Genomic DNA, 26,201 nt, shown 5'->3' with positions numbered 1-26,201 from the left:
TATCTCCTGAAAGTTTGAAATTTTAGCGCTCATTATATCTGAAACTGGCTTAGTTTTGCAAAATGTAAGTAATTTTCGAGTAAAATACGGCTTTTAAATCAAGGGATTTTATGAAGAAATTTTCATTAGCTTTACTGCTGGCGGTAAATTTATTCGCCGCCTCGCCTATACAATCTACCGTCCAGGAGCTTAGCTGGCCTAGCGGAGATACTTTTTTAACTTTTTTGGAGAAAAATTCCATCCCCCTTTCTCTTTATTATGATATGGATTCGGACGATAAGGAGTTTGTAAGCGAGATAAAAGCGGGCATATCGTATCAAATTTTAAGAGACGAAAAAGGCGGGATAAGCCAGGTGCTAATCCCCGTAAACGAAGAGCTCCAAGCGCAAATTTATAAAGATAACGACGGAAAGTATAATTTTCAGCTTTCCTCGATCTCGTATCAGACGCATAGGCGCGTGCTTAGTATGCCGATCGTATCGAATCCTTCGCAAGATATACTAGAAGCTACGGGTAGCGCGGCGCTAGCGCATGGATTTTATCTAGCTATGAGGAGCGAAGTGGGCGCTAAAGAGTTTACGAAGCTAAAAAAAGGCGACAGGCTCGCGATGGAGTATACGCAAAAGATGAGGCTCGGACGCACGTTCGGCGCTCCCGAGATATACTGGGCGACGATCGAAATCGGTGGCAAAAAATACACGGTTTATAAATACGAAAACAAATACTACGACAAAAGCGGCAAGAAAAACGATAAATTTTTGCTAACTAGACCGATCGCAAACGCTCGTATTACCTCGCCTTTTACGCCCAAGCGCTATCATCCGATACTAAAGCGCTATAAGGCCCATCTAGGCGTGGACTACGGCGCTCCTAAAGGCACTCCGATAAAGGCCGCAGGCGAGGGTACGGTAAAATTCGTCGGTACTAAAAGCGGCTACGGCAAGGTAGTAATACTAGGTCACACTAGCGGTTACGAGACGCTATATGCGCACACTAGCGGCTTTGCTAAAGGTATAAAAAGTGGAGTAAAAGTTAAGCAAGGTCAGCTCATCGCATATGTCGGAAACACGGGTATGAGTACGGGTTCGCACCTGCATTTCGGCGTTTATAAAAACGGTAACGCTATAAACCCGGAGACCGAGATAAAGGTAGCTAAAAGCGTATTTGCCTTAAATGAAAGCGCTAAATTTCAAAAATATATAAAACAGTTTGAAAACAAGATAAAAGAGTATGCCAACAAGGATGAAATCCCTGAAAAAGAGCAGAAATTTGACGCGGCGATGGACTGGGAGCATCCTATAACCGAGCCAAAAGCAGACGTAAATTTGACGATGACGGATGCAAATTCTACCTTTTCTAGCGGAGATTTAAATTTAACTACGGAGACGAAAAGGGCAGAGGAAAATTTAACTAACATCGGCTCTTTAAAAACCGATATAAATTTGACAAAAGAGACAAAGGGTGACAACAAGGAAGACAATGCGACCAAAACCGAAGCAAATTTGACGAGCGAGCTTACAAGCAGCGCCGATGATGTAAATTTGACGGACTCAAATTTAACTACGCCCGAGTCAAATTTGACCGTGCAGCCTAAAGCCGAAAACAACTCCTCTGGGACCAAAACGGACGCAAACGAAACGGCAAATTTAGCCGCAGCAAAATCAGCAAAACCGGAGTCAAATTTAACCTCCGCAAAAGCGTCAAACAAGGCGGCGAGTAAGACTGAGCCAAAAAAATCAAGCAAAGAGGCGAAAAAGTCAGAGTCAAATTCGTCCGCTAAAAATAAAGACAAAACAAAACAGACCGATAAGAAAAAGGACAAAAAAAATCAAGAAACCAAAACCGAGTCCAAAAAGAAAAAAGACGTAAACGCCAGCAAAGATAAGTCTAAAAAGCAAAAAGATGCCGCCGATAAAAAGGCAAAATCAAAAGGCAAAACCGCCGAGTCAAGCGACAAAAAGAAGTAAATGATGGAAGAAAACGAGCAATTAAACGAAGCCAAAGAGCTGCTAGACTCGCACCTAAACGAGACGATCGATAAGGAACTAAGCCCCGCCGACCTCGCCCAGCACCTAAAAACGCTTAAAAAGCACGATGAGGAGCTATTTGGCGAATACCTCGAAAAGCTCGACCCAGAGATCCTGGGCGACGTAGCGATGGAGATGCCAGATCACATGCTAAAGGACGTGATCGAGCAGATACCTAGCGACAAGATCATCGAGGCGATCGAGGAGCTAGAGAGTGACGACGCGGCCGAGCTTTTGGAGTATATCGAGGAGATCGACGAGCAAAAGGCTAAAGAGCTCTTTGACGGCCTGGACAAGGACGATCAGGAGGAGATTTTACGTATCCGCAGCTACGACGAGGGCCAAGCGGGCGCGTTCATGCAGACGGAGCTTTTTAGTGCGCATATCGACGAGCAGCTAAAAACGGCGGTCGAGCGGCTAAGGCGCGAGAAGGAAGAGGGCAAACTAGAAAACGTCTCGCAGCTTTTTATCACCGATAAAAAAGGCGTTTTGCTCCATGCGGTGCCGCTTGAGGATCTGATACTATTTGATTTTAACCAAACCTTAAGAGAGATCATCGCAAAGAGCGAAGAGGATAAATATAAACCCAACGTGGCCGTTGATAACGAGCCTATCGAGACGGTCGTAGAAACGGTCGAAAACTACGATATGAACTCGATCGCGGTCGTCGATAGCAAGGGCTATTTGCTAGGTCGTATCACCACTGACGACATCCACGACTTTATAAAAGAAAGCGCCACGGAGCAAATTTATAACCTAGCCGGCGTCGACGACGAGGCCGAGGAAGAGGATACGAGCCTGGTTAAGGCCACTCGCGCGCGCGCCGTTTGGCTGCTTATAAATTTATTTACCGCGCTTATTAGCTCCTCGATCATCGGGCTTTTTGACGAGACGATAGCTAGCTACGTAGCGCTTGCGGTACTGATGCCAATCGTAGCATCCATGGGCGGAAACACCGGCACCCAGGCGCTTACGGTTACCGTGCGCCGACTAACTTTGGGAGAAATAGAGTTTAAAAACGCCGCAAACGCGCTAAAACGCGAGGTCGGCATCGCGCTTATAAACGGACTAACCTTTGCATTTTTGATGGGCATTATCGCTGCGCTATGGTTTAACCGCCCGATGCTAGGCGTAGTTATCGGCGCTTCGATGTTGATAAATTTGTTTTTCGCCGGATTTTTCGGTACTTTGATACCGCTAAGCTTAAAGAAATTTGACATCGATCCTGCCGTCGGCTCTGCTGTACTGCTTACCACAGTTACCGATACGGTCGGCTTTTTTAGCTTTTTAGGACTGGCAAAATGGATACTTCTGTAAAAAATATCAAGATAGAAAATTTAACCGCCCCGCGCTACGTAAAGCCGTATCAAATTTCCTTTGATCTGTGCGAAAAGTCCGTCAGATGGGAGTGTATCAAGGCCCACGACAGCGTCTCGGCACTGCTTTATCACGAGGATAAGGACGCGTTTTTGCTGGTTAAGCAGTTTCGTCCCGCCGTTTGGTTTAATCTGCAAGAAGGACGCGAGCTAAATTTGACGCAAAAGGGCGACGAGGGCTACACATACGAGCTTTGCGCGGGTCTGATGGATAAAGGCAAGAGCGAGGAGCAGACCGTCATCGAGGAGATCGCCGAGGAAACGGGCTTTGCCGTGAGCAAGGTTGAGCGCATAACATCCACCCGTGGCGCGCTGGGGTTTGGCGGAGCGAAGCAGACGATGTTTTTTGCCGTGATAAACGACGCGATGAAGATCGGCGAGGGCGGCGGCATAGACGGCGAAAATATCGAGCCTGTTTACGTGCCGCTTGAGCGAGCGCGGGAGTTTATGTTTGACGAAACCAAAACCAAGGCCACGGGGCTGATGTTTGCTTTTATGTGGTTTTTTGCCAAATTTAACCGTTAGTTCGTGTCAAATTTCACGAAAAATAATCAAATTTAAGGAAAACAAATGCTAAAGAAAATCGTTTGCGCCGCTTTTTTGGCGTCCGCGGCTTTTGCCGCCGTGCCTACTTTCGAGGAGGCGAGCGCGGAGCTAGCTCAAAACAACTACGACAACGCCTTAAAGCTTTTTGAAAAGTCTTGCTACGAGGAGAAAAATATCGCAGGTTGCTATGCTGCGGGCTTTATAAACATTAACGCCTATTCGCAAAACTCTAGCGAGGCAAAAGGCTTCGAGCAGTTTTCAAAGGCTTGCGATGCTGGAGATATGGACGGATGCAAATCTCTGGGCGACATCTACGAAAACGGACTGGCCGGGCAGGAAACCGACTATAAAAAAGCGATGAAATTTCACGAAAAAGCTTGCGAGGGCAAAGTAGGCGCCGCGTGCGCGAGAGTGGCCGGATACTACGACGAGGGCAGGGGCACCGAGCAAAATTTAGCCAAAGCGTCTAAATTTTACGAAACGGCTTGCAAGTACGAGGACGCGAGCGGCTGCCACGCGATAGCTGATATGTACGAAAGGGGCGAGGGCGTAAAAAAAGACGCGACAAAGGCGATGGATTTTTACGGGTTAGCTTGCGACTATGGTTCTACGGGAGCTTGCGCCGATTTTAGAAAACTTTATAAAAACAAAAAATAAGGAGCCGCTATGTTTAGGAAAATTTATCTTGTTTTGATTTTAGCCGGATTGGCGGCCGCGCAGACGAATTTTGAAATCGCTACTAAAAAATACCTGCAAGATATGGGCGATAAAAACGTGCCCAAACTCTACGAAAAGTCGTGCCGCGAGGATAAAAACGCCGTAGGTTGCTACATAGCCGCGCAGCTAAAAGCCTATCAAACATACGACCTAAAAGACGATGAGGAGCATATGCGAATAAACAGCGAAGTTTTTGAGCTTTATAAAAGCGCTTGTGATATTGGCTACGCTAAAGCTTGCTTGGCGGCGGGCGATTTTTACGACTCTACGCCGTCAAATGATAATTTTGTCGTAGAGCAGGACGATACGGAAAAATCAGCCGAATTTTACGAAAAAGCATGCGAGAGCAAAGACGGGGAGGCTTGCCTAATGATAGCTAAGAAGCACGATAGCGGCTCAAAATTCGCCGATGCGCTAAAATATTATAAACTAGCCTGCGAGGCTGGAGAGAGCGAGGGCTGCTACAACGCGGCGGACATCTACGAGTCAGGCGACGGAACGCCTAAAAATAGCGTCGAAGCGGCTAAATATTACGGCCTTGCTTGTGAAAACGGTCTTGGTCGCGGCTGCGCCAAATCTAAAAAATTTAGCAAATAGGAGGGTGTGTTGAGAAAGATTATTTTAGCTGCGATCTTAGCGGCGGCGGCTTTTGGCGGGAACTTTGAACAAGCCACGAAAATTTATCTAAAAAAATCGGACTTCGAAAACGGCGCGCGACTGTTTGAAAAATCTTGCAACGACGATAAAAATGCCGCCGGTTGCTATATGGCGGCGTTTTTGGGCGAGCAGGGGCTCTCATACAACGACGATGACGGCGGCGAAAAGACCTTTGCGCTATATAAAAAGGCGTGCGATATGGGCGACATGGACGGCTGCACGGCTGTAGCTGCGGTGTACGAGGGCACCATACTGTGGCAAATCTCTCAGATAGACTACGAAAAGGCGGCGGCACTTTATGAAAAGGCCTGCGAGGGCGGAGTCGGCGAGGCATGCTATAGAGCGGCTGCTCATCATAGCGGCGAATACGGCGGTACTAAAGACCCGCAAAAAGTCCGCAAATACTACTCGCTAGCCTGCGACCACAAAGACTCGCAAGGCTGCTATATGCTCGCACAAGGATACGAAAAGGGCGAGCAGGATATAAAAAAAGCGATGGATATTTACGGGACCTCTTGCGACTACGGATATACGGAAGGCTGCGTTAAATTTAGAGAGCTCGTTAAAAAAACGAAATAAAATTTCGCGCCTCGCTAGATTTTGATTGTCTGGCGGGGTGTAGATGCGGAGAGCGAGCTCTGTTCGCCGTTGTTTTTGATTTATGGGCGAGCTTGATTTGGCTCCAGGCTTTGCGGAGCGCCCGCTTCTAAAACTTCTATCATTTAAAATTTACTATTTTGGCTTTGCTCGGGCGCCTTTTTAAGCACACCGCGTATCTGCCGCCAAAAATATCTCCCTTGAATCTGTCTTGGTTAAATTTGCCGCCGTTTCGCTCGGTAAAATCAAATTTGACCAAATTTAACTCTCCGCAGTTTAAATTTAACGGCGAAATAGCGTGTAAAATTTGACGTTAAGCTAAATTTTTCAGCCTCTAAATCCAAGCCGTAAATTTAAGCAACAAAGTCCAAAATCAAATCAGGCAACGTTGTCGTCAAAATTTGGCGACCGCAAATCAGCTTCCAAATTTACCGCCCGGCAAATCGTAAATTTAACCGTAGAGCCGAGCGGTCAAATTTGCCTAAAATAGCCCCTTTATAAGCCCTTTTATCGCGTCTTTTTTAGCGTCACTCGTGGTGCCGTTTTCGTCGTCCTTGCCGAATTTCTTATCCAAAAATCTATCGAGCTCCTTAACCGCCTTGCCCTTTAGGTAGTCCGAGCCGATCGTGTATTTCGGTTTGTCGCTGGTGCCCGTGACGGTGATGTCGATGTCGGTTTTTTCGTAGTTCATCTTGATCGGCACGTTTACGGCCTTGGTTGCCATGTCGTATTTGCCGCCGATTACCGAGACGTGGCTTCTAGTCGCGTTCATATCGGCGTTAAAGTCGATGAGGTTTTTGTTTATCGTACCTTTTATTTTGCTGTTTTTATAGATTTCGCTCGTGATGTCGCGTCCGGTGAAGGTCCTTACCTGCTCGGTAAAATCGGTCTTTGCAAGCTTGCCGTCATTTACGGTGACATCAAATTTACCTTTTTGCGAGGCGAGATTATAATCCATCGTCATATCACCGGTGCCGTCGTAGACGTGCGAGAGACCCAAAAAGTCTGTGAGGCCTTTGGCGGTGAAGCTTTTTAAATTTGCGTTTAGGATATCGTCTTTTAAGACCGCCTTAAGATCGCCGTTAAAGAGCCGCGAATTTACGTTCGCGCTTAGCTTTTCGCCCGTTTTCTTCGCGTCGCCGATAACTAGCAAAGGCCCGTAAAGAGGTCGTCCGACCAAAAACTCGATCTCTTTTAGTTCTCTTATGCTAAGCTCAAAATCCGCCTTCGCCGAGCCGCTTTCAAGCTCGTAGTCGCCTTTTAGATTTTTTAGCGCGATTAGGTTCTTGTTTGAGTTTGAGACGAGGTTTGCTACCGCGTCAAATTTAGCCTTGCCGCCGTTTATAGCGACGTCCGCATTCGCGTCAAATTTGGTGCCGTTTGGGAAGCGCTTATCCAGCTCTTTTGCTACGGCGGCGCTGTTTACGATACCGTTTTTGACGTTAAATTTAGCCGTACCGCTGAGATTTTTGGGATCCAGTCCGCTTAGATTGACGGATCCGTCGATCACGGCGTCGGCGTAGTTTGGCAGCGCAGCCAGCGTAAATGCGTCTTTAAGCGAAAGCGCGCTTAAATTTGCCGCGAGTTTTTCGTTTTTGAGGTTCGCATCTATCTTGCCGCCTAGAGCGTTTGCGTTTAGAACTAGCTCGCTAAGTGCGTTATTTACGAGTTTTGCCGCGCCTTTGACGTCCACTTTGCCGGATAGTTTTTTGCCGATCAGCTCTTCAAATTTACCCAGATCATCGATGCCCGCGTCAAATTTGACGTCCGCGTTTTTGTCGTCTAGTCCGTAAACGCCGCTTAGGCTTTTTAGCTTTAAAAGCTCGGAGTTTAGAGCGGCATCAAATTTGGCTTTCGAGCTTACCACGTCGGCGTTTGCGTTTAGTTCAAAGGATAGAGGTTTGCTTAAATTTATCTCTTTTGCGACCTGTTTTAGCTCGGCCGGATTTAGCCGCGCGTTTTTGGTGGCGAGCTTAACCGAGCCCGAGATATTTTGCGTATTATGCACGTCGTTTAGCACCGCTTCGCCGCTAATCGTTCCGCCGACAAACGCCGGGAAAGCGGCGATTTTAACTAGCTCGTCAAGCTTTAGCGAGCTGATTTTGGCTATGAGTTTGCCGCCGTTTAGCACCGCATCGACGTTACCGCCAAATCCCTCGATCTTGACGTCGAAGTTTTTTAGCTCGCCGGCGGTGGCGATGACGTTGCCGTTTGCTTTAAACGCGCCGCTAAGCTTTTGCTTGATGACGGGCTCAAATTTGGCTAGATCGTCCACGATGAGTTTTACGTCGCTGCTTAGGGTGTTTGAGTTTGGATCGTAGATCGTCTTGTCGCTGCCGATCGTCGCTAGCGGCGTGATCACCGCGCTTTTGGCGTTTACGATGCCGTCTTTGACGTCGGCTACGATTTTGCCGTTTGCGGCGAAATTTGACGGCAGAGTGACGTTAAAATCCTTTGCGATGAGCGCGTTGTCTGTTTTGACGTCCAAGATATCGATGTTTGCGGTGCCGTTTGGCTTGCCGCCGCTTTCTACGATATTTGCGACGGCGGAGATTTTACCGTGCGCATAGATAGGCTGACCTGCTAGCGCTAGAGCTTTTTCGACCTGTAAATTTTTAGCGTCGAGCTTTAAAGAAAGCGGCTTGTAGTCCTTTAAATTTGCGTCGAAGCTGACGTTTGAGCCTAGTATTTGTCCTACTCCGCTAGCGGCGAAATCGCTAAATTTGCCCTTTGCGATGCCTGAGATTTTCATAGCTTCGCTTAGCTTGACGCCCAGGCTTTTTAGATCGCTAACGGCGACGTCGTATTTTAGATCGAGGCTTTGCGAGAAAATCGAAAGCTCGCCGTTTACGTTCGCTACGATCTCTCCGTTTACGTTAGCTACGATATCTACGCTCGTCGGACGGATCTGAAATTTGTCAAATTTCACATCAAATCCGCTTTTTTCTTTGATCAAATTTTGGGCATACGGCTTAACCAAGCCGTTGCCAAAATCCGTAAAGGCCGCAACGTAAGCCGCGATAAGCAAAGCAAAAACCAGTCCGAGCAGGGCGCCTAATATTTTCATCGTCTATCCTTTAGATTTAGTTTAATTTTATTATGAAACTTGAGCCGATTATACTAAGACTTGTTAAGAATTTTAGCTAAATTATTGACAAATTCTAAAAATTTGACTATAATTTCATCACTCAAAACAAAAGAGTGCTAAAAAAGTAAAAATCAAACCATAAAGGATGAATCATGAATTTTCAACCGTTAGGCAAACGAGTCTTAGTCGAGCGTCTTGAAGACGTCAAAACGACCGCTTCGGGCATCATTATACCCGATAATGCAAAAGAAAAACCTTTAAGCGGCAAGGTTTTGGCGGTATCAAGCGAGGTAGAAGGCGTGAGCGTGGGCGATAGCGTGGTTTTCGCTAAATACGGCGGCACCGAGGTCGTGCTTGATGGTAAAACATATTTGGTTCTAAAAATCGAAGATGTTTTAGGCGTTTTAAAATAATCTAAATTTAAAGGAAAAAAAGATGGCAAAAGAGATATTTTTTTCAGACGAGGCTAGAAATAGACTATACGAAGGCGTTAGAAAACTAAACGACGCGGTAAAAGTAACGATGGGGCCTCGCGGTAGAAACGTACTAGTGCAAAAGAGTTTCGGCGCTCCTGCGATCACCAAAGACGGCGTGAGCGTAGCTAAAGAGGTCGAGCTAAAAGATGCTCTAGAAAACATGGGCGCAGGCCTAGTAAAAGAAGTCGCTAGCAAAACAAACGACGAGGCTGGCGACGGTACGACTACAGCTACGGTTTTGGCGCACTCTATCTTTAAAGAGGGCTTAAGAAACATTACCGCAGGAGCAAATCCGGTCGAAGTAAAACGCGGTATGGATAAAGAGGCCGCAGCTATAATCGCTGAGCTAAAAAATTTATCGCGCAAAGTAACCGATAAAAAAGAGATCGCGCAAGTAGCCACTATCTCGGCAAATTCAGACTCTGCTATCGGCGGACTGATCGCTGACGCGATGGAAAAAGTCGGCAAAGACGGCGTCATCACCGTCGAGGAAGCAAAATCTATCCACGACGAGCTAAACGTGGTCGAGGGCATGCAGTTTGACCGAGGATATCTAAGCCCGTACTTCATCACGAACGCCGAAAAGATGCAGGTCGAGCTAAGCAATCCGTTTATCTTACTATTTGACAAGAAGATTACAAATTTAAAAGACCTACTACCTGTACTTGAGCAGATTCAAAAAACAGGCAAACCGCTGCTAATCATCGCTGAAGATATCGAGGGTGAGGCGCTTGCGACACTAGTAGTAAACAAGCTTCGCGGCGTACTAAACATCTCTGCGGTTAAGGCTCCTGGCTTTGGCGATCGCAGAAAAGCGATGCTTGAAGATATCGCGATATTAACAGGCGGCGAAGTAGTGAGCGAAGAGCTAGGCAGAACCCTAGAAAGCGCCACTCTAAGCGACCTAGGTCAAGCTTCAAGCGTCATCATCGACAAGGATAACACGACTATCGTAAACGGTGCAGGCGAGAAATCGGCAATCGACGCTAGAATCATCCAAATAAAAGCTCAAATCGCAGAAACCACAAGCGACTACGACAAAGAAAAACTACAAGAGCGCCTAGCTAAGCTGAGCGGCGGCGTAGCAGTTATCAAGGTCGGCGCTGCTACCGAGACTGAAATGAAAGAGAAAAAAGACCGCGTGGACGATGCTCTAAGCGCGACTAAAGCGGCCGTAGAAGAGGGTATAGTTATCGGCGGCGGCGCTGCGTTTATCAAAGCAAGCGCGAAAGTAGATCTAAAACTAAGCGGCGACGAAGCTATAGGTGCTGATATCGTAAGACGCGCGCTAACTGCTCCACTGCGCCAGATCGCTGAAAACGCGGGCTTTGACGCTGGCGTAGTGGCAAACTCCGTAAGCGTAAGCAAAGACGATAACTACGGCTTTAACGCAGCTACGGGCGAGTACGTGGATATGTTTAAAGCCGGTATCATCGACCCGGTTAAGGTTGAGCGCGTGGCTCTACAAAACGCGGTTAGCGTGGCGAGCTTGCTCTTAACCACTGAAGCTACCATAAGCGAGCTAAAAGAGGACAAACCGATGCCTGCGATGCCTGATATGAGCGGAATGGGCGGCATGGGCGGAATGATGTAATACGCCTTTATCTGCGGAAGGCTTCGGCTTTCCGCAGGTTTTATTTTAAACTTTCTTTGTAATTTTTACAAAAAATCCACAAAATTATCCTTTCTAATAATTAAAAAAAATCCTTGAACTCTATAGCGATTAAAATTTACAAACTTTGATATGTGAGCTTAAATTTGACGGTTCATTTATTGTATTTTTCGGATCAAATTTGCTTTAATAATAAGCAAGCGTAAAATTTTAGTCGTATTTAAAATATCGCAACGGTGGGTTGTGTGCGGGTGGTAAATTTACCTAATGCTTTAAATTCTAAAATGTATAGAATTAAAAAGTCGGAATTTCTTCCGACTTTGGGCTTTACAGTTTCCCACCTTCGACGACGAGAGATTCTGGATTTACGCTATCGCCGTAGATCGGTTTTAGAGTAGCGTCGTAGTTTTTGTGGAAGAAATTTTCCTTGCCAAGCTCAGTGATTTCGTTATTTAGCCATTCAAGCAGCGCTTTGTTGCCTTTTTTTACAGCAGGCGCGATGACGTCGACCTCGCCTAGAGCCTCGATACCGACGGTAAAGCCAGGATTTTCTTTAGCCCATGCAAAAAGCAGCGCGTTATCGTGCGCTAGCGCCACACCTCTTTTATCGACCAGAGCGGCGAAGGTTTCGGTATTTTGGTCGTATTTTATAAGCTCGATGTCAGGGTGATTTTTCGTGAAATACGCATCCGCAGTCGTGCCTTTATTGACGATTAGTTTTTTGCCTTTTAGCTCGTCCACGCTTTTTATGACCGCACCGTCCGGGCTAACTACGCCTAAGGATACTTTCATATACGGAAGCGCGAAATCAACGACTCTAGCACGCTCAGGGGTTTTGGTGAAATTTGCCAAAGTGATATCGACCTTATCGGCTACTAGCACTTCTACGCGGCCTGCCGCTTCTACGAGCTCAAATTTTACCTTGCTCTCGTCGCCCAGCAGATCCTTTGCGATGCGTTTGGCGAAGTATATGTCGTAGCCTTGGTTTTTGCCCTCTTTATCGACGTAGCCAAACGGCGGTTTGTCGCTAAAGACGCCCACGCGCACGTATCCGCGCTCTTTTATTTTAGCCAAAGCGTCCGCTTCGGCAGCCTGCAAATTAGCCTGACCCGTTAGAAAGACGGCGGCGAATGTTGCCAAAAATGAAAACAGAAGTTTCCTCATTCTTTCTCCTTTAAAATAAAGTGCGCAAAATATACAAAAGCTTGACTAAAATGCGACTAAATTTGTATTTTTTCGGACGACGAGCACAGAGAATAATCAAATTTTGTATAAAAATGTAACGCTAGATTTAAAATAGAGTGTAAAATTTACTCAATATAAATTTACAAATTTAATTTTAAATTTAAGAAATGGCTAGCGGATTAAATTTGAGCGTGTTATTTTGAGTAAATTTGAGTTAAAGCGGGGCGGTAAATTTAAGTTATTTAAATTTGACGAAAAGCTTTCAAATTTAGCCCCAAAAGGTCAAATTTAAAACCCCTAAAACGAAAATAAATTTAAAAACTTCTTCGCGCGTTCGCTTTTTGGATGCGTAAAAAATGCCTCGGGCTCGCTCTCTTCGACGATTTTGCCCTCATCCATAAAGACGATATGATTCGCTACCGAGCGAGCAAAGCCCATCTCGTGAGTCACGATTAGCATCGTCATACCGTCTTTTGCGAGGTTTATGACGACGTCTAGCACCTCGCGCACGATCTCTGGATCCAGAGAGGCCGTTATCTCGTCAAATAGCATGATCTCGGGCCTCATGCAAAGCGCGCGCACGATGGCGATACGCTGCTTTTGCCCGCCGCTAAGCTCTTTTGGATAGGCGTATTTTTTATGTTTTAGGCCAACTTTTTCCAGCCACGCCTCGGCCTCTTTTTCGACCTCTTCGCGGCTTCTTTTTTGCGCTTTTACCGGGCCTAGCACGATATTTTCGATGACGTTCATATGGTCAAACAGCTCATAGTTTTGAAAAACCATGCCAACTTTTTGGCGGATTTTGATCCAGTCTTTGTAGTTTTTATCTATCTTTTCGCCGGCTATCTCTATCTGTCCGCCGTCAAAGGGCTCAAGGCCGTTTATGCAGCGCAGAGTCGTGCTTTTGCCGCAGCCCGAGGGCCCTAGGATCACGACTACTTCGCCGTTTTTGACGCTAAGGTCGATGCCTTTTAACACCTGCAAGTCGCCGTAAGATTTGCTTAAATTTGAGAGTTTTAAAATTTCGCTCATTTGATTCCTTATGCCCATCTGTTTTCAAGTATCTTGGATAGTTTTGAGATAGGATAGCAGACGAGAAAATATAATAAAAATATAAAGCCGTATATCCAAAACGGCACGGTTGGGTTGGCGGTTAGGCTGACTGCCTCGATCGTTTGCTGGCCGACTTTTAGCAGGTCGGGTACGCCGATGAGGGCGACGATCGGAGTGGTTTTGATGATACGGCTTAGCAAATTTACGCCCGCGGGCACTAGGCGGCGCGTGGCTAGCGGGATCACGACGTAAAGATAAATTTGAGCCTTGCTAAGCGCTAGAGCCGCCGCGCTTTCAAACTGATGCCTCGGTATCGAGACGATCGCGCCGCGGACGATATCCATCATCTCAAACACGCCCCACAGGCTAAAGACGATGAGCGAGGCGTTAAATTTGGAGATATCAAGCCCAAAAGCCTTGCTCGCGCCGTAGTAAAACAAAAATAGCCAGACGATTTGAGGCATGATACGAACGATTTCTAGGCAAATTTTTAGCGTGAAAAAGATAAATTTGTTTTTTGAGCTCATAGCCACGCCCAAAAACGTGCCTAAAACAAGAGAGATGGCGATCGATATGGCTGAGATCTGCACGCTCATCCACAGCCCCTCGAAAATCAGCCGCTTTAAGACCAGCGGGTCGAATAAAATACTAACTCCGTCCAACTCTCATCCTTTTTTCTAGCCAAAATAAGACCAAAGATATCGGCAAAATGATAATCAAATAGCTAACTACCAGCATAAAAAGCGCCTCGTCGGTCATGTAGTAAAGCCCGATGATATCCTTGGTCGCATAGACCAGGTCGGGTAGGGCGATGATGCTGATAACCGAGGTTTCTTTGATGAGAAAGATGACGTTAGCGGCAATCGAGGGAATCGAAACGCTAAAGGCCTGAGGCAAGATAACGTAGCGTAAAATTTGCCCCTGCGTGAGAGCGACGCTAAGCGCGGCCTCTATCTGCGTCTTTTTTACCGCTTCAAATCCGAGCCTAAAACTCTCAGCCATATAGCTGCCGCCTAGAAACGCAAGTCCCGCGACCGCGCAGGTAAAAGCGCTCAAATTTAGCCCGAATTTACTAAGTCCGTAGTAGAGGAAAAAAAGCTGTATAAGTAGCGGCGTGTTTCTAGAAACCTCGATGTAGCCGTTTACGATAGGCATCAGGATCTTGACCTTGTAAAATTTAACCAGCGTGCAAAATATGCCGATAACAAGCGATAGCAAGATGCCATAAAGCGAGAGCTTGACTGTGAAAATGCCCGCTTTTACGAACATCGGCGTAAATTCTTTTATAAACTCAAAATCCATAAATTTTTTAGCTTCTTTTTGATAATTTCGCGAGATTGTAGCGAAAGCAAACTAAATTTAAAACTAATTTTGTATGATTTATTTTAAAATTTAAGCTTGCAAAAGGTATCATAACCCCTAAATTCTGATAGAAATTATTTAAATAAAGGACGAATTTGAGAGCGTTTGCAGAGTGGGAAAAACAGGAGCTGATATTTTTATCGCTACCGCACGAAAACACCGACTGGAAGCCGTATCTGGACGAAATTTTGGACGCCTACGAGAGGCTGGTTGCAGCTATCGTGCCGTTTCAAAAGGTCGTTTTGATCTGCCCCGATGAGAGGATTTTTCGGGAGCGATTTGCTAAATTTGATAACGTGGAGTTCGTAAAAATCGACACTGATGATACGTGGATACGCGACTACGGCATGATAGACGTGCAGGACGGCGCTAAAATCGTCAGCTATGATTTCAAATTTAACGCTTGGGGCGGTAAATTTGAAAGCTCGAAGGATAATGCCGTAAATTTAGAGCTTGCCAAGCGCTTTAAAAGCGATTTGCGAAGTATCGATCTCGTGCTTGAGGGCGGTAGTATCGATTTTAACGGCCACGGCACGCTGCTAACAACCGAAAAGTGCCTGCTAAACGACAACCGCAACTCTCATCTAAACAAAGAGCAGATCGAGGCGCGGCTTAAGGAGCTTTTTGGCCTTCGGCGCGTGATATGGCTAAAAAACGGCTTTATAAAGGGTGACGACACCGACAGCCACGTCGATACTCTGGCGCGTTTTATCGCTCCTGATACCATCGCATACGCCTCCTGCGACGATCCAACCGACGAGCATTTTGAGGAGCTCGTTGCAATGAAAAAGGAGCTTGAAAATACGGGCTTTAAGCTCGTGCCGTTGCCGCTTCCGAAGGCCAAATTTTATGGCGGCAAAAGGCTTGGCTGCACGTATGCGAATTTTATCTTTATAAACGGTGCCGTCATCGTGCCGACGTATGGCGACGATAACGATAAAATCGTGCTTGAGCGACTGGCGCAGGAGCTACCGAACCATAAGATAATCGGCGTGGATTCGCTAGTTTTCGTACGTCAAAACGGCTCGCTACACTGTTCTAGTCAAAACAAGTATAGCGGTGTGAGCGAAGCCGAAAGCGAAATCTAAATGCAATTAAACAATGCCGACATAAAAAGGGAAAATGAAATTTTAGGTCGCAGAGCCGTGATAGTCGCGGGCGCGACGGCGTTTGCACTAGCTGTGGTTAAATTTGCCGCGGGTTTGATCGGCGGTTCGGTGGCGGTGCTTAGTTCGGCGATCGATTCGATGCTTGACCTGCTAGTTTCCGCGCTAAATTTCTTCGCCATCCGTAAATCTCAAGCTGCGCCTAATGCTAAATTTAACTTCGGCTACGCCAAGCTAGAAGCGCTTGCGGCGATGTTTGAGGGTGTTTTGATCGTGGGTGCCGGCGCGTTTATATTTTACGAGAGCGTGCGTAAGCTACAAACGGAGCAAGCGCCCGTAGATACGGCTTTTTCGCTCTATGCGATGGCGCTATCGGTAGCGGTTACGGGGCTGCTGGTCGCCTACCTCTCTCGCGTCGCTCGCCGCACGAGAAATTTGATCGTTAGAGCCGACGCGCTACACTATAAAAGCGACCTTTTTAGCAACCTAGCCGTTATCGCCTCGCTTATCTTGGTCGAATTTACGGGATTTGCCGCGATAGACGCCGTTTTTGGCATAGTGATTAGCGGCTACATCGCCGTTAGCGCGATAAATTTGATGAAAGAAAGCGTAGGCGTGCTGCTAGACCGAGCGCTAGATCCCGAGATAACGGCGCAAATCGAAGAGATAATCCGCTCGCGCCCTCAGATAGCAAGCTATCACGGCCTAGCTACCAGAAAGAGCGCAAACATCTGCTACGTCGCGGTTCATCTAGTCTTTAACCGCGAAATTTCGCTTTATGACGCGCACAAAATTTCAGACGAGATAGAGGCCGCTATCAGGGCTAAATACGGCGAGTTTGAATGGCAGATCACGACGCACCTTGATCCGTGCGACGATCAAAACGGCTCGTGCGAATGCTAAATCAAAGGAAAAATATGAAAATTTTATTCGTCTGCCACGGAAATATCTGCCGCTCGACTATGGCGCAGTCGGTTATGCAAAATTTAGCCGAGAATGCCGGTCTAGCCGGGCGCCTCAGTATCGACTCGCGCGCCACGCACGAGGACGAGATAGGCGAGCCGCCGTACTACGAAACCGTGCGGGTTTTGAAACAAAACGGTGTGCCCGTAGCGCCACATAAAGCCACTTTGATAACGCAAAAGGATTTTGATAGCAGCGAGCTTATTTTGATAATGGACGATGAAAATTTAAAGACATTGAGGCGAAAATTCGGCGCTGAGGCAAAATTTGACGAAAAAGTAAAATTCCTACTCGAATTTAGCGAGGTCTCAAGCGGTAAAATAATCGCCGATCCATACTATACCCGCGATTTTGAGCGTTGCTACGACGACGTTTCACGCTCTTGTGTGGGCCTACTTGAGAGGCTAAAGCAAATTTTATAAGCTGGCTGGAGCGGCAAAATTTATCTTGCCGGCCAGCCGTTCAAGTCCTAATTTATCCCCGCTTTGATATAATTTTGAAATTTTAAATCGTAAGGAAAAATATGAAAGTAGCGCTAATCCAACAAAAATTTCACGGCACCAAAGACGCGACCGTGCAAAGGACGCTCGAGCTCGTGCGCGAGGCTAGCGGCGGCGGAGCCCAGCTTGTCGTGCTGCAGGAGCTGCACCAGACGCAGTATTTTTGCCAGAGCGAGGAGACGAGGTTTTTTGATCTTGCCGAGGGCTGGGAAAACGACGTAAAATTTTGGGGCGAGGTAGCGCGTCAAAACGGCGTCGTGCTCGTTACTTCGCTATTTGAGAAGCGCGCGGACGGACTGTATCACAACACCGCGTTCGTTTTCGAAAAAGACGGCAGCGTCGCGGGCAAATACCGCAAAATGCACATCCCCGACGACCCGGGCTTTTACGAGAAATTTTACTTCACTCAGGGCGACATCGGTTTTGAGCCCATCGATACGAGCGTGGGTAGGCTCGGACTTTTAGTATGCTGGGATCAGTGGTATCCCGAGGCTGCGCGTCTCATGGCTCTGCGCGGCGCGAAGCTGCTCATCTATCCGACCGCGATCGGCTGGTTCGAGGGCGATGAGGAGGCCGAGAAATCGCGCCAACTAGAGGCCTGGGTCGCCGTGCAGCGCGGACATGCGGTCGCAAACGGCCTACCCGTGATAGCCGTAAACCGCGTGGGCTTTGAAGCTGACGAAAGCGGCGTGATGGAGGGGATCAAATTTTGGGGCAACAGTTTTGTTTTCGGCGCGCAGGGCGAGGAGCTTTTCCGCGCCGATAGCCAGAGCGAGCTGTGCCGCATCGTCGAGATCGATATGACCAGGAGCGAGGAAGTGCGCAGGATTTGGCCGTTTTTGAGAGACCGAAGGATAGATGCGTACGCAAATTTAACAAAAAGATTTGTCGACTAAGGCTTGTCTTTTTGCCCTATACTTCGTTGGAATCAAATTTTACTCAGTCACTACCGAGGAGGTAGCTCCTGTCGTAAAATTTAATTCCGCCTCGTCTAGAACAAAAATCCTACGCCTTATCTTTTTCTATTCAAATTTGAAGTCAAATTTGCAAATGTGAGTCGCCGGGACCCGCATCTTGAAAACATAAATTTAAAACCCAGCGACGCTTCGTAAGTAGACCCCTCCCCTTCCTCTCCCGAAGAAAAGAGAAAAGCAGCTCTTTAGTTTTGCTTGTAATTGCAAATATGGCGCAACCTAAATATCCTCATAACACTAAATTTAACCAAACCAAATTTAGCACTTTTGAGGTGCAGGTCTCGGCCCGTAAAATTTAAGCAACTATCCAAATTTGACCACGCCCAAACGGTACGCGAAACACCCCTATTTAAAGCCAAATTTAGCCTTTCTTAGTAAAATACCGCCCAAGAGTTGCGGGGCAACTATTATTTATACAAGGCATTTCATGCAAAGACGCGATTTTTTAAGAAACACTGCGATTTTAGGCGCTGTTATGGCAACTCCGAGCACCGTTTTGGGCGAGGGCAAGGCTATGGGCAACAAGAGAGTTTTTGACCTAACTTTAAATCACGAAATTTTAGAGGTGGGCAAGAAAACCAGGCTGTGGATACCGCTGCCGTTTGTTAGAGAGTATCAGAGCGTGAGCGACATCAAATTTGACGGCAATTTCGCCAATCCGTCGGTAAACTACGACGCGATCCCGACGCTTTACGTCGACTACTCAGAGGTTGCAAAGCCGACGCTTAGCGTTAAATTTAGAGTCGAGACCTTCGAGCGAAACACCGACTTTAGCAAGGTTAAATTTAACCCGAACGAAAAGCTAAGCCCTGAGACGGAATTTTATCTAAAACCTACTCAGCACATCCCAAATGACGGCATCGTAAAGCAAAAAGCAGGGGAGATCACTAAGGGAATCAAAGGCGATCTGGAGCGCGCCAAGGCGATCTACACGTGGGTGGCAAACACCATGCAGCGCGACAACAGCATCCTGGGCTGCGGCACGGGCGACGTAAAAGCGATACTTGAAAGCGGCAAGCTAGTGGGCAAATGCACCGACATAAACTCCGTGTTTGTGGGGCTTTGCAGAGCCGTAGGCATCCCTGCGCGCGAGATTTTTGGTATCAGAGTAGGGCAGAGCAGATTTTCAAACGAGATGGGAAAGGCCGATGAAAAGGGCCTTGCGGCGATCTCTGGCGGTCAGCACTGCAGAGCGGAATTTTACCTAAAAGGTTACGGCTGGATACCGGTCGATCCCGCAGACGTCGCGAAGGTGCGCCTAGGCGAGAAGCTAAGCAACGACGACGGCAAGCTCGCCAAAGTACGCGAGTTTTTATTCGGCAACTGGGAGATGTGCTGGATCGGCTTTAACGATGCGCGCGACTTTGTCCTATCGCCAAAACCTGCAGAATTTCCGCTAAATAACTTCGGCTATCCTTACGGCGAAGTGGATGACAACGTGCTAAATTACTATTCGCCAAAAGATTTTAGCTACGACTACAAGTCGCAAGAGATCAAATGAAGGGCTTTTGGCTAGCTCTGGCGTCGGTTGCGAGCGCGCTGGCGGCGACTCTTTGCTGCCTGCCCGCGCTTTTGTTTTTGATTTTCGGCGCCTCGTTTAGCCTGCTTAGCTCGGAGGCGATAGAGAGCTTAACCGAGCTAAGGCCCTATTTTACTGCACTTGCCGCGATCTGTTTTGCGGCGAGCGCGTTTTATTTTTTCAAAAAGCCAAAATCCTGCGACCTCGCAAATCGCCGCAAAAAGTGGATATTCATCTACGTTTTTTTAGCTGTTTTTGTTATTATTCTGCTATCATATCCCGAAGTTTTAGGAAAAATTTATGAATAAAATTCTATCTATTTTACTGCTTGCAAGCATGGCGTTTGCAAATCAAAATTTCATCATCAAAGTCGAGGGGATGCACTGTCCGCTGTGTACGGCGATGGTGCGAAAAGCCCTGCTGAAGGTGGACGGCGTCATCAGCGCCAAGGCTAGCCTGCACGATAAAACCGCCCGCGTCGAGACGAAAGACGGCGTGAGCGAGAAGCAGCTGCTAGATGCGGTGGCGACGACGGGCTACACGGGCGAGATAGTTAAGTAAATTTAAGGAGCAAACATGCAAAAAAACGAGGTTATGAACGATTTTAAGAAGCTGTGTGAAATTCCTCACTGTAGCTGCGAAACGGAGCAGATGAGGGAGTTTTTGGCGGATTTTGCGCTCTCTCAGGGCTTTAGCGTAAACATCGACGAGGCGGGTAACATCCACGCCGTAAAGGGCGAGCCTAAAATATGCCTACAAAGCCACTACGACATGGTTTGCGTGGGTGCGGCGCCGAATTTGCAGCTCATTGAAGAGGACGGCATACTAAGGGCGAAAAACTCTACTCTAGGCGCTGACGACGGTATCGGTGTGGCGATGATGATGGGCGCGATGCGGGAGTTTGCAAATTTAGAGTGCCTATTTACCAACGACGAAGAGGTCGGGCTCGTGGGCGCAAACGCCTTTAAGGGTAAAATTCTATCGCCGAATCTTCTAAATTTAGACAGCGAAGAGGATGACCGCGTAACGCTGGGATGCGCCGGCGGTATAAACGTAAGCGCAAAAATCGGCGCGCAGACCGTCAAAAAGAGCGGTAAAATTTACGAGATCGGCGTCACGGGGCTTAGCGGCGGACACTCGGGCAACGAGATACATAAAAATATCCCAAATGCAACGAAGCTGCTAGCGAAATTCCTCGCCGAGGAGGGCTGTGAGCTCATTGGCCTGGATTTTGGCGAGAGGAGCAACTCGATCCCCGCAAACGCCGTGTGTAAGGCGCTGTGCGCGCATGAGCCAAAGCAGCGCGGCCTCGCGTGGGTAAAGAGCCTGGGCGATGGTGAAGCGGACGTGCTGGTAAACAGCGGCAAAATTTTAGCGCTCATCAACTCATTCGCCCAGGGCGTGCGCAGCTACGACACGCAGCTTGGCATGGTAAATGAAAGCATAAATCTCTCGACCGTCAAGCAGAAGGGTGAAGTGATCGAGTTTGACTTTTTTGGACGCGCGATGAAGCGAGAGGGGCTCGAAAATCTGGGTTTTGAAACCGCTACGCTGGCTAGCGTGCTGGGCTTTGATGTGAGAGTAGCCGACCGCTCGGCGAACTGGGCGCCGTGCATCAGCGACTTCGCGCATCTGGTGCTTGAGGAGCTGCAAAAACAAAAGCCGCAAGCGAAATTTGCCGCCGTGCATGCTGGCCTTGAGTGTGGCGTACTGGTCGCAAAACAGCCCGAGCTGCAAGCCTGCTCCATAGGCCCAAACATCCACTCGCCTCACTCCGTGAACGAGCACTGCGAGATAGCGTCGGTGGAGATGATGGCGGAAGTGGTAAGAAACATAATCGCTAGACTTCAGTAGCTTGGAAAGGCTTGTCTTTTGAGCGTCTTTGAATGAGTTTGAAATTTTAAGTCTGCGACAGACTACCTGTCTAGCCTTGACTTAAAATTTCTGCACAGCATTCAAATCCATCTCAAAAATACTTCGCCTTAAAATTTTTGCGGTGGTTTGTCTTTTTCCTTTATACGTCGTTGGAAACTCGGTCGGCTTCGGTCACGTATTGCGTATATACGCTCCCTCGCCTCCGTCGTTTCCGCCTAGTCTGAAGAAAAAATACTTTGTCTTTAAATTTACGGTGATTTGCCTCGAGAGTGATTTTAAATGAATTTTTGCTTCACTTTGCTCGCAACTGCTTCTTGAAAAGTTACGAATGCAAAGAATGAAGCGGAGCGGACGCTAAAATTTGCTCAGCGGGATTACTTACCGAAATAGAAATTTAAAAGGATATAAAAATGGAAAACCAGGTCAGAAATTTTCTAGAAAAATGCGAGCAAATTACCAAATCGCAGGTAAAGCAATACGAAAATCGTAGCTCTTTTGCGACGAAAATTCCACCCGTTTTTATACTGCCTTATGATGAATTTGAGCAAAAATTCGGCTCAAATTTACATTTGGATAGTAGTTCCTGCGTGCTGGTGTTTGACGGCGATCTTAGCCTGTCTGAAGGCGCGATAAATTCCGCTTGGCTTAAGGATAAATTTAGCGAAGCGGGCGGCAAAAATAACGCACGAGCGATGTTTGTTAATGGAAATTTATTCATCAGCGGCGATATCGTCGATGATGATTATCTGTTTTTACAGGTCGCCAAAGATACGGCGTGCGATTATCTGCATTCACAGGACGGCGTTATCGCGATCGGCGGCAATCTAACGGCGCTTTGGGGCATAAGCGGCGAATACAACGACGGAATGTTGTAGGTTTTTGGAGAAACGCAAGCACCGTATATCGTCTCAAACGACCACGCGATGCCTGATCATAGCGCTAGCGAATGCGTCTATATCCTAGACGGACGGATCGGTCAAAGCTACCCGGGCGCGCTTGATGGTTGGGAATTTTTTGAAAATAGCGAGCTAATGTTTAAGGATGGAATTTGCGTAGATGAGTATCAGATCGATATTTCTGCCTTTTTTAAATTTGTAAAAAAGGGCGTTAATCCGCTGGTGGATTTTAAAACTTTTGAAGCTAGAAAAGCCGCCTGGGACGAAGAAAATGAAGAGCAGGAGCCCGAATACGCGGGCGATCTGCCCAAAAATTCCGAGACTATCACCGAGACGATATATTTAGAAAATTTCAGCGGCAGCGATGAGGAGCTATACGAGTACATAGTGAGCGAATTCGGGGCTATAGAAAAAATCGGCGACGAAAGCGAAAAATACGCTTATGGCGGCAGAGCTTTCAAGCTGTCTATCATTGCGGCGAGGATGGCGGAAAATTGGCAGCTGATTACCCAGCGTTACTCTGCGCAGCAGATAGATGACCTACGCAAAATCATCATTAAGAGTGCGACTAATTTGGCTGATTATTTTTTAAAAATCGGCGATAAAAAACAGCTTGCGTTCATCTATGAATTTTTAAACGACGATGCGGTGAGCATCGAAAAGGACGAGCCGTTTTTATACGAAACGCTGGTGCGCGCGGGCTTGGAGCTGCAAGATTACGATAGCACTTACGCGCTAGTGTCCGTCATCGATAAAAAGTCCGAATTTTTGCCGCAGGAGATGGCAAAAAGCATCGCGGACGTGATTAAAAGCGAAGGATACCGGGCTTGGCTGGCAAAACAGTAAGCTCCGAAAGCAAAATTTTAAATTTTTCTAAAAGATAAAAATCAAAAGAGGCGTTTATAAAATTTCAATCTAAATTTTTCGCGCCATAAAGCCGAACGTCTGCCGTAAAGCGGCTTTAAGCAAGGCGTCAAAATTTTAAAATTCCGTCAAATTTAAGTGCGTAAATTTAAACCCGCATTTGCAGGCTAAAATTTTACGGAAAATTCTTATCCTTGCTGTGGCACAGCTCGTTTAAAAAGCACTCTTTGCAGTTTGGCTTTATCGCTTTACAGGTGTAGCGGCCGAAAAGCACCATCGCTTGATGAAGCGTATTTAGCTCGGTTTTAAAGGCTTTAGTTAGATCAAGTTCGACGGCTTCGGGCGTCTTGCCCTTACTAAGACCAAGCCTGTGAGCCACGCGAAAGACGTGCGTATCCACTGCCATCAAATTTGATCCGAAATGCTCGATCAGCACGACGTGAGCGGTCTTTTGGCCTACACCGGCTAGACTCATCAGCTCTTTTTCGGTCGTAGGTATTTCGCCGTCAAATTCGCTCATCACGCTCTTTGCCATTTTGATCAAATTTTCTGCTTTGTTATTAAAAAAGCTACAGGAATTTATGAGCGTTTTGACGCTTCCGAGATTTGCCTGTGCTAGGCTCGCGACGTCCGGGTAAGCCTCAAAAAGCGATGGCGTGATCAAATTTACGCGCTTATCGGTACACTGAGCGCTTAGCATCACGCACACGAGCAGCTCGTAGAGGCTGCGAAATTTAAGCTCGCTGCCCGCGTCTTTGAAATTTTCCAAAAATAAATTTTTGATAGCGTTTATATCTTTTTTCGTTCTCATAGCGCCGATTTTAGCCGTTTTTATTTAAATTTTCGATGAATTATAACTTATATTTAATGACTTTCCTGCTATAATCACCCTCGCAAAAATCTAAATTTAAGGAACAAAGATGAATAAAATTTTATTCGCATCTCTTAGTTTGGCTGCGGCTCTAAGCCTAAACGCGGCGGAGTACGCCACTGTAAACGGAACTGCTATAACCGATAAGGACGTAGCTTTCACGCTTGCTGCTATGCCTGGCGTAACACTAGAGCAACTACCTAAAGACACTCAAAAAAAGGTGATCGACGAAACTATCAACAGAAAACTACTTCTAGACGAGGCTAAAAAGAGCGGACTAGATAAGAGCGACGAATACAAAGCTGCGCTTGAAGAGCTAAAAAACAACCTCGCGCTTGATCTTTGGATGAAGAGAATTTTCGATAATATCAAAGTTAGCGAAGGCGAAATCAGCGACTTTTATAACAAAAATAAAGCCGAATTTGCCGTGCCTGCACAAGTAAGAGCCAAACATATCCTAGTGGCTACTGAAAAAGACGCAAACGACATAATAGCCGCGCTAAAAGGTCTGAAAGGAGACGAGTTGGTTAAAAAATTCGAAGAGCTAGCAAAATCTAAATCTACCGATCAAGGCTCTGCGGCTAACGGCGGCGAACTAGGATGGTTTGGTCAATCTCAAATGGTAAAACCTTTCGCGGACGCTGCATTCGCGCTTAAAAAAGGCGAAGTAACTCAAAAACCCGTTAAATCAAATTTCGGCTACCACGTAATCCTAAAAGAGGATAGCAAGGCTGCCGGCACCGTAGGTCTAAACGAGGTTAAACCTCAAATCGAGGGCAACATAAAGATGGAGAAATTTAGAAACGATATCAGAAAAAGAGGCGACGAGCTTCGCTCAAAAGCTAAAGTAGAATATAAATAAGGTCGATAAAATGGGTGTTTTAGACGTAGTAAAAGCCGGCGTTTTAAGCGGCGATGACGTAACTAGGCTGTATAAATACGCAAAGGAGCAGGGCTTTGCCATACCTGCGGTAAACGTGGTCGGAAGCGACTCGGTAAATGCCGTTTTAGAGGCGGCGAAGACGGCTAACTCACCCGTTATCATCCAGTTTAGTAACGGCGGAGCCGGCTTTTATGCCGGCAAAGCTTGCGGGAATGCCGATGTGCTAGGCGCAGTAGCAGGCGCGCAGCACGTTCATCTGCTGGCCAAAGCTTACGGCGTACCGGTGATCCTACACACCGATCATGCGGCTAGAAAGCTACTGCCGTGGATCGACGAGCTGGTTAAATTTAGCCGCGAATACAAAAAGGCTCACGGAGTGCCGCTTTTTAGCTCGCATATGCTTGATCTTAGCGAAGAGAGCTTGGAGGAAAATTTAAGCACTTGCGAGAAGTATCTAAAAGAGCTTAGCGAGCTTGGCATCAGCCTAGAAATCGAGCTTGGCGTAACCGGCGGCGAAGAGGACGGCGTGGATAACACGGGTGTTGATAATGCGCTTCTTTATACGCAGCCTGAAGACGTCGCGCGGGCATATGAGCGACTAAGTAAAATCAGCGATAGATTTAGCATAGCGGCCAGCTTTGGTAACGTTCACGGCGTGTATAAGCCTGGCAACGTCGTGCTTCGACCGGAAATTTTGAAAAACTCGCAAGCATACGTTGCGGATAAATTTCAAACCCTAACCGATAAACCCGTAAATTTCGTCTTTCACGGCGGTAGCGGTAGCGAGCTAAAGGATATCAAAGATGCCGTCAGCTACGGCGTAGTAAAGATGAACATCGACACCGATACGCAGTGGGCGTTTTGGGACGGCGTGAGAGCGTACGAGCTAAAAAACAGAGCCTACTTGCAAGGTCAAATCGGCAACCCTGAAGACGACGACAAACCGAACAAAAAGTACTACGATCCGCGCAAATGGCTACGAAGCGGCGAGGAGTCGATGGTAAAACGCCTGCTAACTGCATTTGAAGATTTAAACTGCTTAAATAGAAATTAA

Annotated in this window: 26 protein-coding genes; 20 read left to right on the top strand and 6 right to left on the bottom strand. The window is 47.0% G+C overall.

Annotated features, from left to right (window positions below):
* The first annotated feature begins 110 nt into the window (after positions 1–110).
* The 6 genes from CSHOW_RS10695 to CSHOW_RS06215 are packed head-to-tail and all read left to right on the top strand — an operon-like array spanning position 111 to position 5,902.
* Complete coding sequence (locus CSHOW_RS10695; RefSeq protein WP_039895081.1) at positions 111–1,967, top strand: peptidoglycan DD-metalloendopeptidase family protein; 1,857 nt, start codon at positions 111–113, stop codon at positions 1,965–1,967.
* A 3-nt stretch (positions 1,968–1,970) separates the two neighbouring features.
* A complete protein-coding gene (gene mgtE, locus CSHOW_RS06235) occupies positions 1,971–3,344 on the top strand; it encodes a magnesium transporter (RefSeq protein ID WP_002946726.1) in 1,374 nt (457 codons plus the stop codon).
* Positions 3,329–3,928 (top strand): NUDIX domain-containing protein, encoded by a 600-nt coding sequence (locus tag CSHOW_RS06230; RefSeq protein WP_002946727.1) that lies wholly within the window; start codon positions 3,329–3,331, stop codon positions 3,926–3,928. The genes mgtE and CSHOW_RS06230 overlap by 16 nt, the downstream gene beginning before the upstream one ends.
* Before the next feature lie 45 nt (positions 3,929–3,973).
* Positions 3,974–4,606, top strand: coding sequence for a tetratricopeptide repeat protein (locus CSHOW_RS06225; protein WP_002946728.1), 633 nt, complete (start codon positions 3,974–3,976; stop codon positions 4,604–4,606).
* A gap of 9 nt (positions 4,607–4,615) precedes the next feature.
* On the top strand, positions 4,616–5,263 hold the full coding sequence (locus tag CSHOW_RS06220) for a tetratricopeptide repeat protein (protein ID WP_002946729.1): 648 nt from the start codon (positions 4,616–4,618) through the stop codon (positions 5,261–5,263).
* A 9-nt stretch (positions 5,264–5,272) separates the two neighbouring features.
* Positions 5,273–5,902 (top strand): tetratricopeptide repeat protein, encoded by a 630-nt coding sequence (locus CSHOW_RS06215; protein ID WP_002946730.1) that lies wholly within the window; start codon positions 5,273–5,275, stop codon positions 5,900–5,902.
* Positions 5,903–6,401: 499 nt separating this feature from the next.
* Here CSHOW_RS06215 and CSHOW_RS06210 read toward each other — a convergent pair whose 3' ends face one another.
* A complete protein-coding gene (locus CSHOW_RS06210; protein WP_002946737.1) occupies positions 6,402–8,987 on the bottom strand; it encodes a hypothetical protein in 2,586 nt (861 codons plus the stop codon).
* A gap of 173 nt (positions 8,988–9,160) precedes the next feature.
* On the opposite strand from CSHOW_RS06210, the gene groES reads away from it, so the two are divergent.
* Complete coding sequence (groES, locus tag CSHOW_RS06205; RefSeq protein ID WP_002946739.1) at positions 9,161–9,421, top strand: co-chaperone GroES; 261 nt, start codon at positions 9,161–9,163, stop codon at positions 9,419–9,421.
* A 22-nt stretch (positions 9,422–9,443) separates the two neighbouring features.
* Positions 9,444–11,078 carry a chaperonin GroEL gene (gene groL, locus CSHOW_RS06200; RefSeq protein ID WP_002946741.1) on the top strand — a complete coding sequence of 545 codons (1,635 nt, stop codon included), beginning with the start codon at positions 9,444–9,446 and terminating at the stop codon, positions 11,076–11,078.
* Between the two features lie 345 nt (positions 11,079–11,423).
* On the opposite strand, the gene CSHOW_RS06195 is transcribed toward groL, so the two are convergent.
* The 4 genes from CSHOW_RS06195 to CSHOW_RS06180 form a co-directional block, all read right to left on the bottom strand.
* Positions 11,424–12,260 carry a cysteine ABC transporter substrate-binding protein gene (locus CSHOW_RS06195; protein ID WP_002946743.1) on the bottom strand — a complete coding sequence of 279 codons (837 nt, stop codon included), beginning with the start codon at positions 12,258–12,260 and terminating at the stop codon, positions 11,424–11,426.
* A 318-nt stretch (positions 12,261–12,578) separates the two neighbouring features.
* A complete protein-coding gene (locus CSHOW_RS06190; RefSeq protein WP_002946744.1) occupies positions 12,579–13,313 on the bottom strand; it encodes an amino acid ABC transporter ATP-binding protein in 735 nt (244 codons plus the stop codon).
* Positions 13,314–13,321: 8 nt separating this feature from the next.
* Positions 13,322–13,996 carry an amino acid ABC transporter permease gene (locus CSHOW_RS06185; RefSeq protein ID WP_002946745.1) on the bottom strand — a complete coding sequence of 225 codons (675 nt, stop codon included), beginning with the start codon at positions 13,994–13,996 and terminating at the stop codon, positions 13,322–13,324.
* Positions 13,983–14,636: an amino acid ABC transporter permease gene (locus tag CSHOW_RS06180; RefSeq protein WP_002946746.1), complete on the bottom strand. Its 654-nt coding sequence runs from the start codon at positions 14,634–14,636 to the stop codon at positions 13,983–13,985. Before CSHOW_RS06180 ends, CSHOW_RS06185 begins: the two co-directional genes overlap by 14 nt.
* 155 nt (positions 14,637–14,791) lie before the next feature.
* On the opposite strand from CSHOW_RS06180, the gene CSHOW_RS06175 reads away from it, so the two are divergent.
* The 10 genes from CSHOW_RS06175 (at position 14,792) to CSHOW_RS06130 (ending at position 23,375) form a co-directional block, all read left to right on the top strand.
* Positions 14,792–15,784 (top strand): agmatine deiminase family protein, encoded by a 993-nt coding sequence (locus CSHOW_RS06175; protein ID WP_002946747.1) that lies wholly within the window; start codon positions 14,792–14,794, stop codon positions 15,782–15,784.
* Positions 15,785–16,705, top strand: a complete 921-nt coding sequence (locus CSHOW_RS06170; protein ID WP_002946749.1) for a cation diffusion facilitator family transporter — start codon at positions 15,785–15,787, stop codon at positions 16,703–16,705.
* Positions 16,706–16,719: 14 nt separating this feature from the next.
* Positions 16,720–17,187: a low molecular weight protein-tyrosine-phosphatase gene (locus CSHOW_RS06165; RefSeq protein ID WP_232501986.1), complete on the top strand. Its 468-nt coding sequence runs from the start codon at positions 16,720–16,722 to the stop codon at positions 17,185–17,187.
* A gap of 101 nt (positions 17,188–17,288) precedes the next feature.
* Positions 17,289–18,161 carry a carbon-nitrogen hydrolase gene (locus CSHOW_RS06160; RefSeq protein ID WP_002946757.1) on the top strand — a complete coding sequence of 291 codons (873 nt, stop codon included), beginning with the start codon at positions 17,289–17,291 and terminating at the stop codon, positions 18,159–18,161.
* Between the two features lie 505 nt (positions 18,162–18,666).
* Positions 18,667–19,740: a transglutaminase-like domain-containing protein gene (locus CSHOW_RS06155; RefSeq protein WP_002946761.1), complete on the top strand. Its 1,074-nt coding sequence runs from the start codon at positions 18,667–18,669 to the stop codon at positions 19,738–19,740.
* The gene (locus CSHOW_RS06150) at positions 19,737–20,066 is read left to right on the top strand and encodes a hypothetical protein (protein WP_002946762.1); all 330 of its coding nucleotides are present in this window, start codon (positions 19,737–19,739) and stop codon (positions 20,064–20,066) included. Before CSHOW_RS06155 ends, CSHOW_RS06150 begins: the two co-directional genes overlap by 4 nt.
* Positions 20,059–20,319, top strand: coding sequence for a heavy-metal-associated domain-containing protein (locus CSHOW_RS06145; RefSeq protein WP_002946763.1), 261 nt, complete (start codon positions 20,059–20,061; stop codon positions 20,317–20,319). The genes CSHOW_RS06150 and CSHOW_RS06145 overlap by 8 nt, the downstream gene beginning before the upstream one ends.
* Before the next feature lie 15 nt (positions 20,320–20,334).
* Positions 20,335–21,612 (top strand): M20/M25/M40 family metallo-hydrolase, encoded by a 1,278-nt coding sequence (locus CSHOW_RS06140; protein ID WP_002946764.1) that lies wholly within the window; start codon positions 20,335–20,337, stop codon positions 21,610–21,612.
* 431 nt (positions 21,613–22,043) lie between these two features.
* On the top strand, positions 22,044–22,508 hold the full coding sequence (locus CSHOW_RS06135) for a hypothetical protein (protein ID WP_002946765.1): 465 nt from the start codon (positions 22,044–22,046) through the stop codon (positions 22,506–22,508).
* A gap of 48 nt (positions 22,509–22,556) precedes the next feature.
* A complete protein-coding gene (locus tag CSHOW_RS06130) occupies positions 22,557–23,375 on the top strand; it encodes a hypothetical protein (protein ID WP_002946767.1) in 819 nt (272 codons plus the stop codon).
* A 193-nt stretch (positions 23,376–23,568) separates the two neighbouring features.
* On the opposite strand, the gene nth is transcribed toward CSHOW_RS06130, so the two are convergent.
* Positions 23,569–24,204, bottom strand: a complete 636-nt coding sequence (nth, locus tag CSHOW_RS06125) for an endonuclease III (protein WP_002946768.1) — start codon at positions 24,202–24,204, stop codon at positions 23,569–23,571.
* Between the two features lie 109 nt (positions 24,205–24,313).
* On the opposite strand from nth, the gene CSHOW_RS06120 reads away from it, so the two are divergent.
* A complete protein-coding gene (locus tag CSHOW_RS06120) occupies positions 24,314–25,126 on the top strand; it encodes a peptidylprolyl isomerase (protein ID WP_002946770.1) in 813 nt (270 codons plus the stop codon).
* Between the two features lie 10 nt (positions 25,127–25,136).
* Complete coding sequence (gene fbaA, locus CSHOW_RS06115; protein ID WP_002946771.1) at positions 25,137–26,201, top strand: class II fructose-bisphosphate aldolase; 1,065 nt, start codon at positions 25,137–25,139, stop codon at positions 26,199–26,201.

The organism is Campylobacter showae (genome assembly GCF_004803815.1).
Taxonomy (GTDB): Bacteria; Campylobacterota; Campylobacteria; order Campylobacterales; family Campylobacteraceae; genus Campylobacter_A; species Campylobacter_A showae.
Note: the sequence above shows the minus strand (reverse complement) of the source record. Positions and strands in the feature narration are given on the sequence as shown.

Excerpts from the sequence above, each read along its gene's own strand:
- CSHOW_RS10695 (WP_039895081.1), top strand. The coding sequence starts at position 111 with ATGAAGAAATTTTCATTAGCTTTACTGCTGGCGGTAAATTTATTCGCC.
- mgtE (WP_002946726.1), top strand. The coding sequence starts at position 1,971 with ATGGAAGAAAACGAGCAATTAAACGAAGCCAAAGAGCTGCTAGACTCG.
- CSHOW_RS06230 (WP_002946727.1), top strand. The coding sequence starts at position 3,329 with ATGGATACTTCTGTAAAAAATATCAAGATAGAAAATTTAACCGCCCCG.
- CSHOW_RS06225 (WP_002946728.1), top strand. The coding sequence starts at position 3,974 with ATGCTAAAGAAAATCGTTTGCGCCGCTTTTTTGGCGTCCGCGGCTTTT.
- CSHOW_RS06220 (WP_002946729.1), top strand. The coding sequence starts at position 4,616 with ATGTTTAGGAAAATTTATCTTGTTTTGATTTTAGCCGGATTGGCGGCC.
- CSHOW_RS06210 (WP_002946737.1), bottom strand. The coding sequence starts at position 8,987 with ATGAAAATATTAGGCGCCCTGCTCGGACTGGTTTTTGCTTTGCTTATC.
- groES (WP_002946739.1), top strand. The coding sequence starts at position 9,161 with ATGAATTTTCAACCGTTAGGCAAACGAGTCTTAGTCGAGCGTCTTGAA.
- groL (WP_002946741.1), top strand. The coding sequence starts at position 9,444 with ATGGCAAAAGAGATATTTTTTTCAGACGAGGCTAGAAATAGACTATAC.
- CSHOW_RS06195 (WP_002946743.1), bottom strand. The coding sequence starts at position 12,260 with ATGAGGAAACTTCTGTTTTCATTTTTGGCAACATTCGCCGCCGTCTTT.
- CSHOW_RS06190 (WP_002946744.1), bottom strand. The coding sequence starts at position 13,313 with ATGAGCGAAATTTTAAAACTCTCAAATTTAAGCAAATCTTACGGCGAC.
- CSHOW_RS06180 (WP_002946746.1), bottom strand. The coding sequence starts at position 14,636 with ATGGATTTTGAGTTTATAAAAGAATTTACGCCGATGTTCGTAAAAGCG.
- CSHOW_RS06170 (WP_002946749.1), top strand. The coding sequence starts at position 15,785 with ATGCAATTAAACAATGCCGACATAAAAAGGGAAAATGAAATTTTAGGT.
- CSHOW_RS06165 (WP_232501986.1), top strand. The coding sequence starts at position 16,720 with ATGAAAATTTTATTCGTCTGCCACGGAAATATCTGCCGCTCGACTATG.
- CSHOW_RS06160 (WP_002946757.1), top strand. The coding sequence starts at position 17,289 with ATGAAAGTAGCGCTAATCCAACAAAAATTTCACGGCACCAAAGACGCG.
- CSHOW_RS06155 (WP_002946761.1), top strand. The coding sequence starts at position 18,667 with ATGCAAAGACGCGATTTTTTAAGAAACACTGCGATTTTAGGCGCTGTT.
- CSHOW_RS06150 (WP_002946762.1), top strand. The coding sequence starts at position 19,737 with ATGAAGGGCTTTTGGCTAGCTCTGGCGTCGGTTGCGAGCGCGCTGGCG.
- CSHOW_RS06145 (WP_002946763.1), top strand. The coding sequence starts at position 20,059 with ATGAATAAAATTCTATCTATTTTACTGCTTGCAAGCATGGCGTTTGCA.
- CSHOW_RS06140 (WP_002946764.1), top strand. The coding sequence starts at position 20,335 with ATGCAAAAAAACGAGGTTATGAACGATTTTAAGAAGCTGTGTGAAATT.
- CSHOW_RS06135 (WP_002946765.1), top strand. The coding sequence starts at position 22,044 with ATGGAAAACCAGGTCAGAAATTTTCTAGAAAAATGCGAGCAAATTACC.
- CSHOW_RS06130 (WP_002946767.1), top strand. The coding sequence starts at position 22,557 with ATGCCTGATCATAGCGCTAGCGAATGCGTCTATATCCTAGACGGACGG.
- nth (WP_002946768.1), bottom strand. The coding sequence starts at position 24,204 with ATGAGAACGAAAAAAGATATAAACGCTATCAAAAATTTATTTTTGGAA.
- CSHOW_RS06120 (WP_002946770.1), top strand. The coding sequence starts at position 24,314 with ATGAATAAAATTTTATTCGCATCTCTTAGTTTGGCTGCGGCTCTAAGC.
- fbaA (WP_002946771.1), top strand. The coding sequence starts at position 25,137 with ATGGGTGTTTTAGACGTAGTAAAAGCCGGCGTTTTAAGCGGCGATGAC.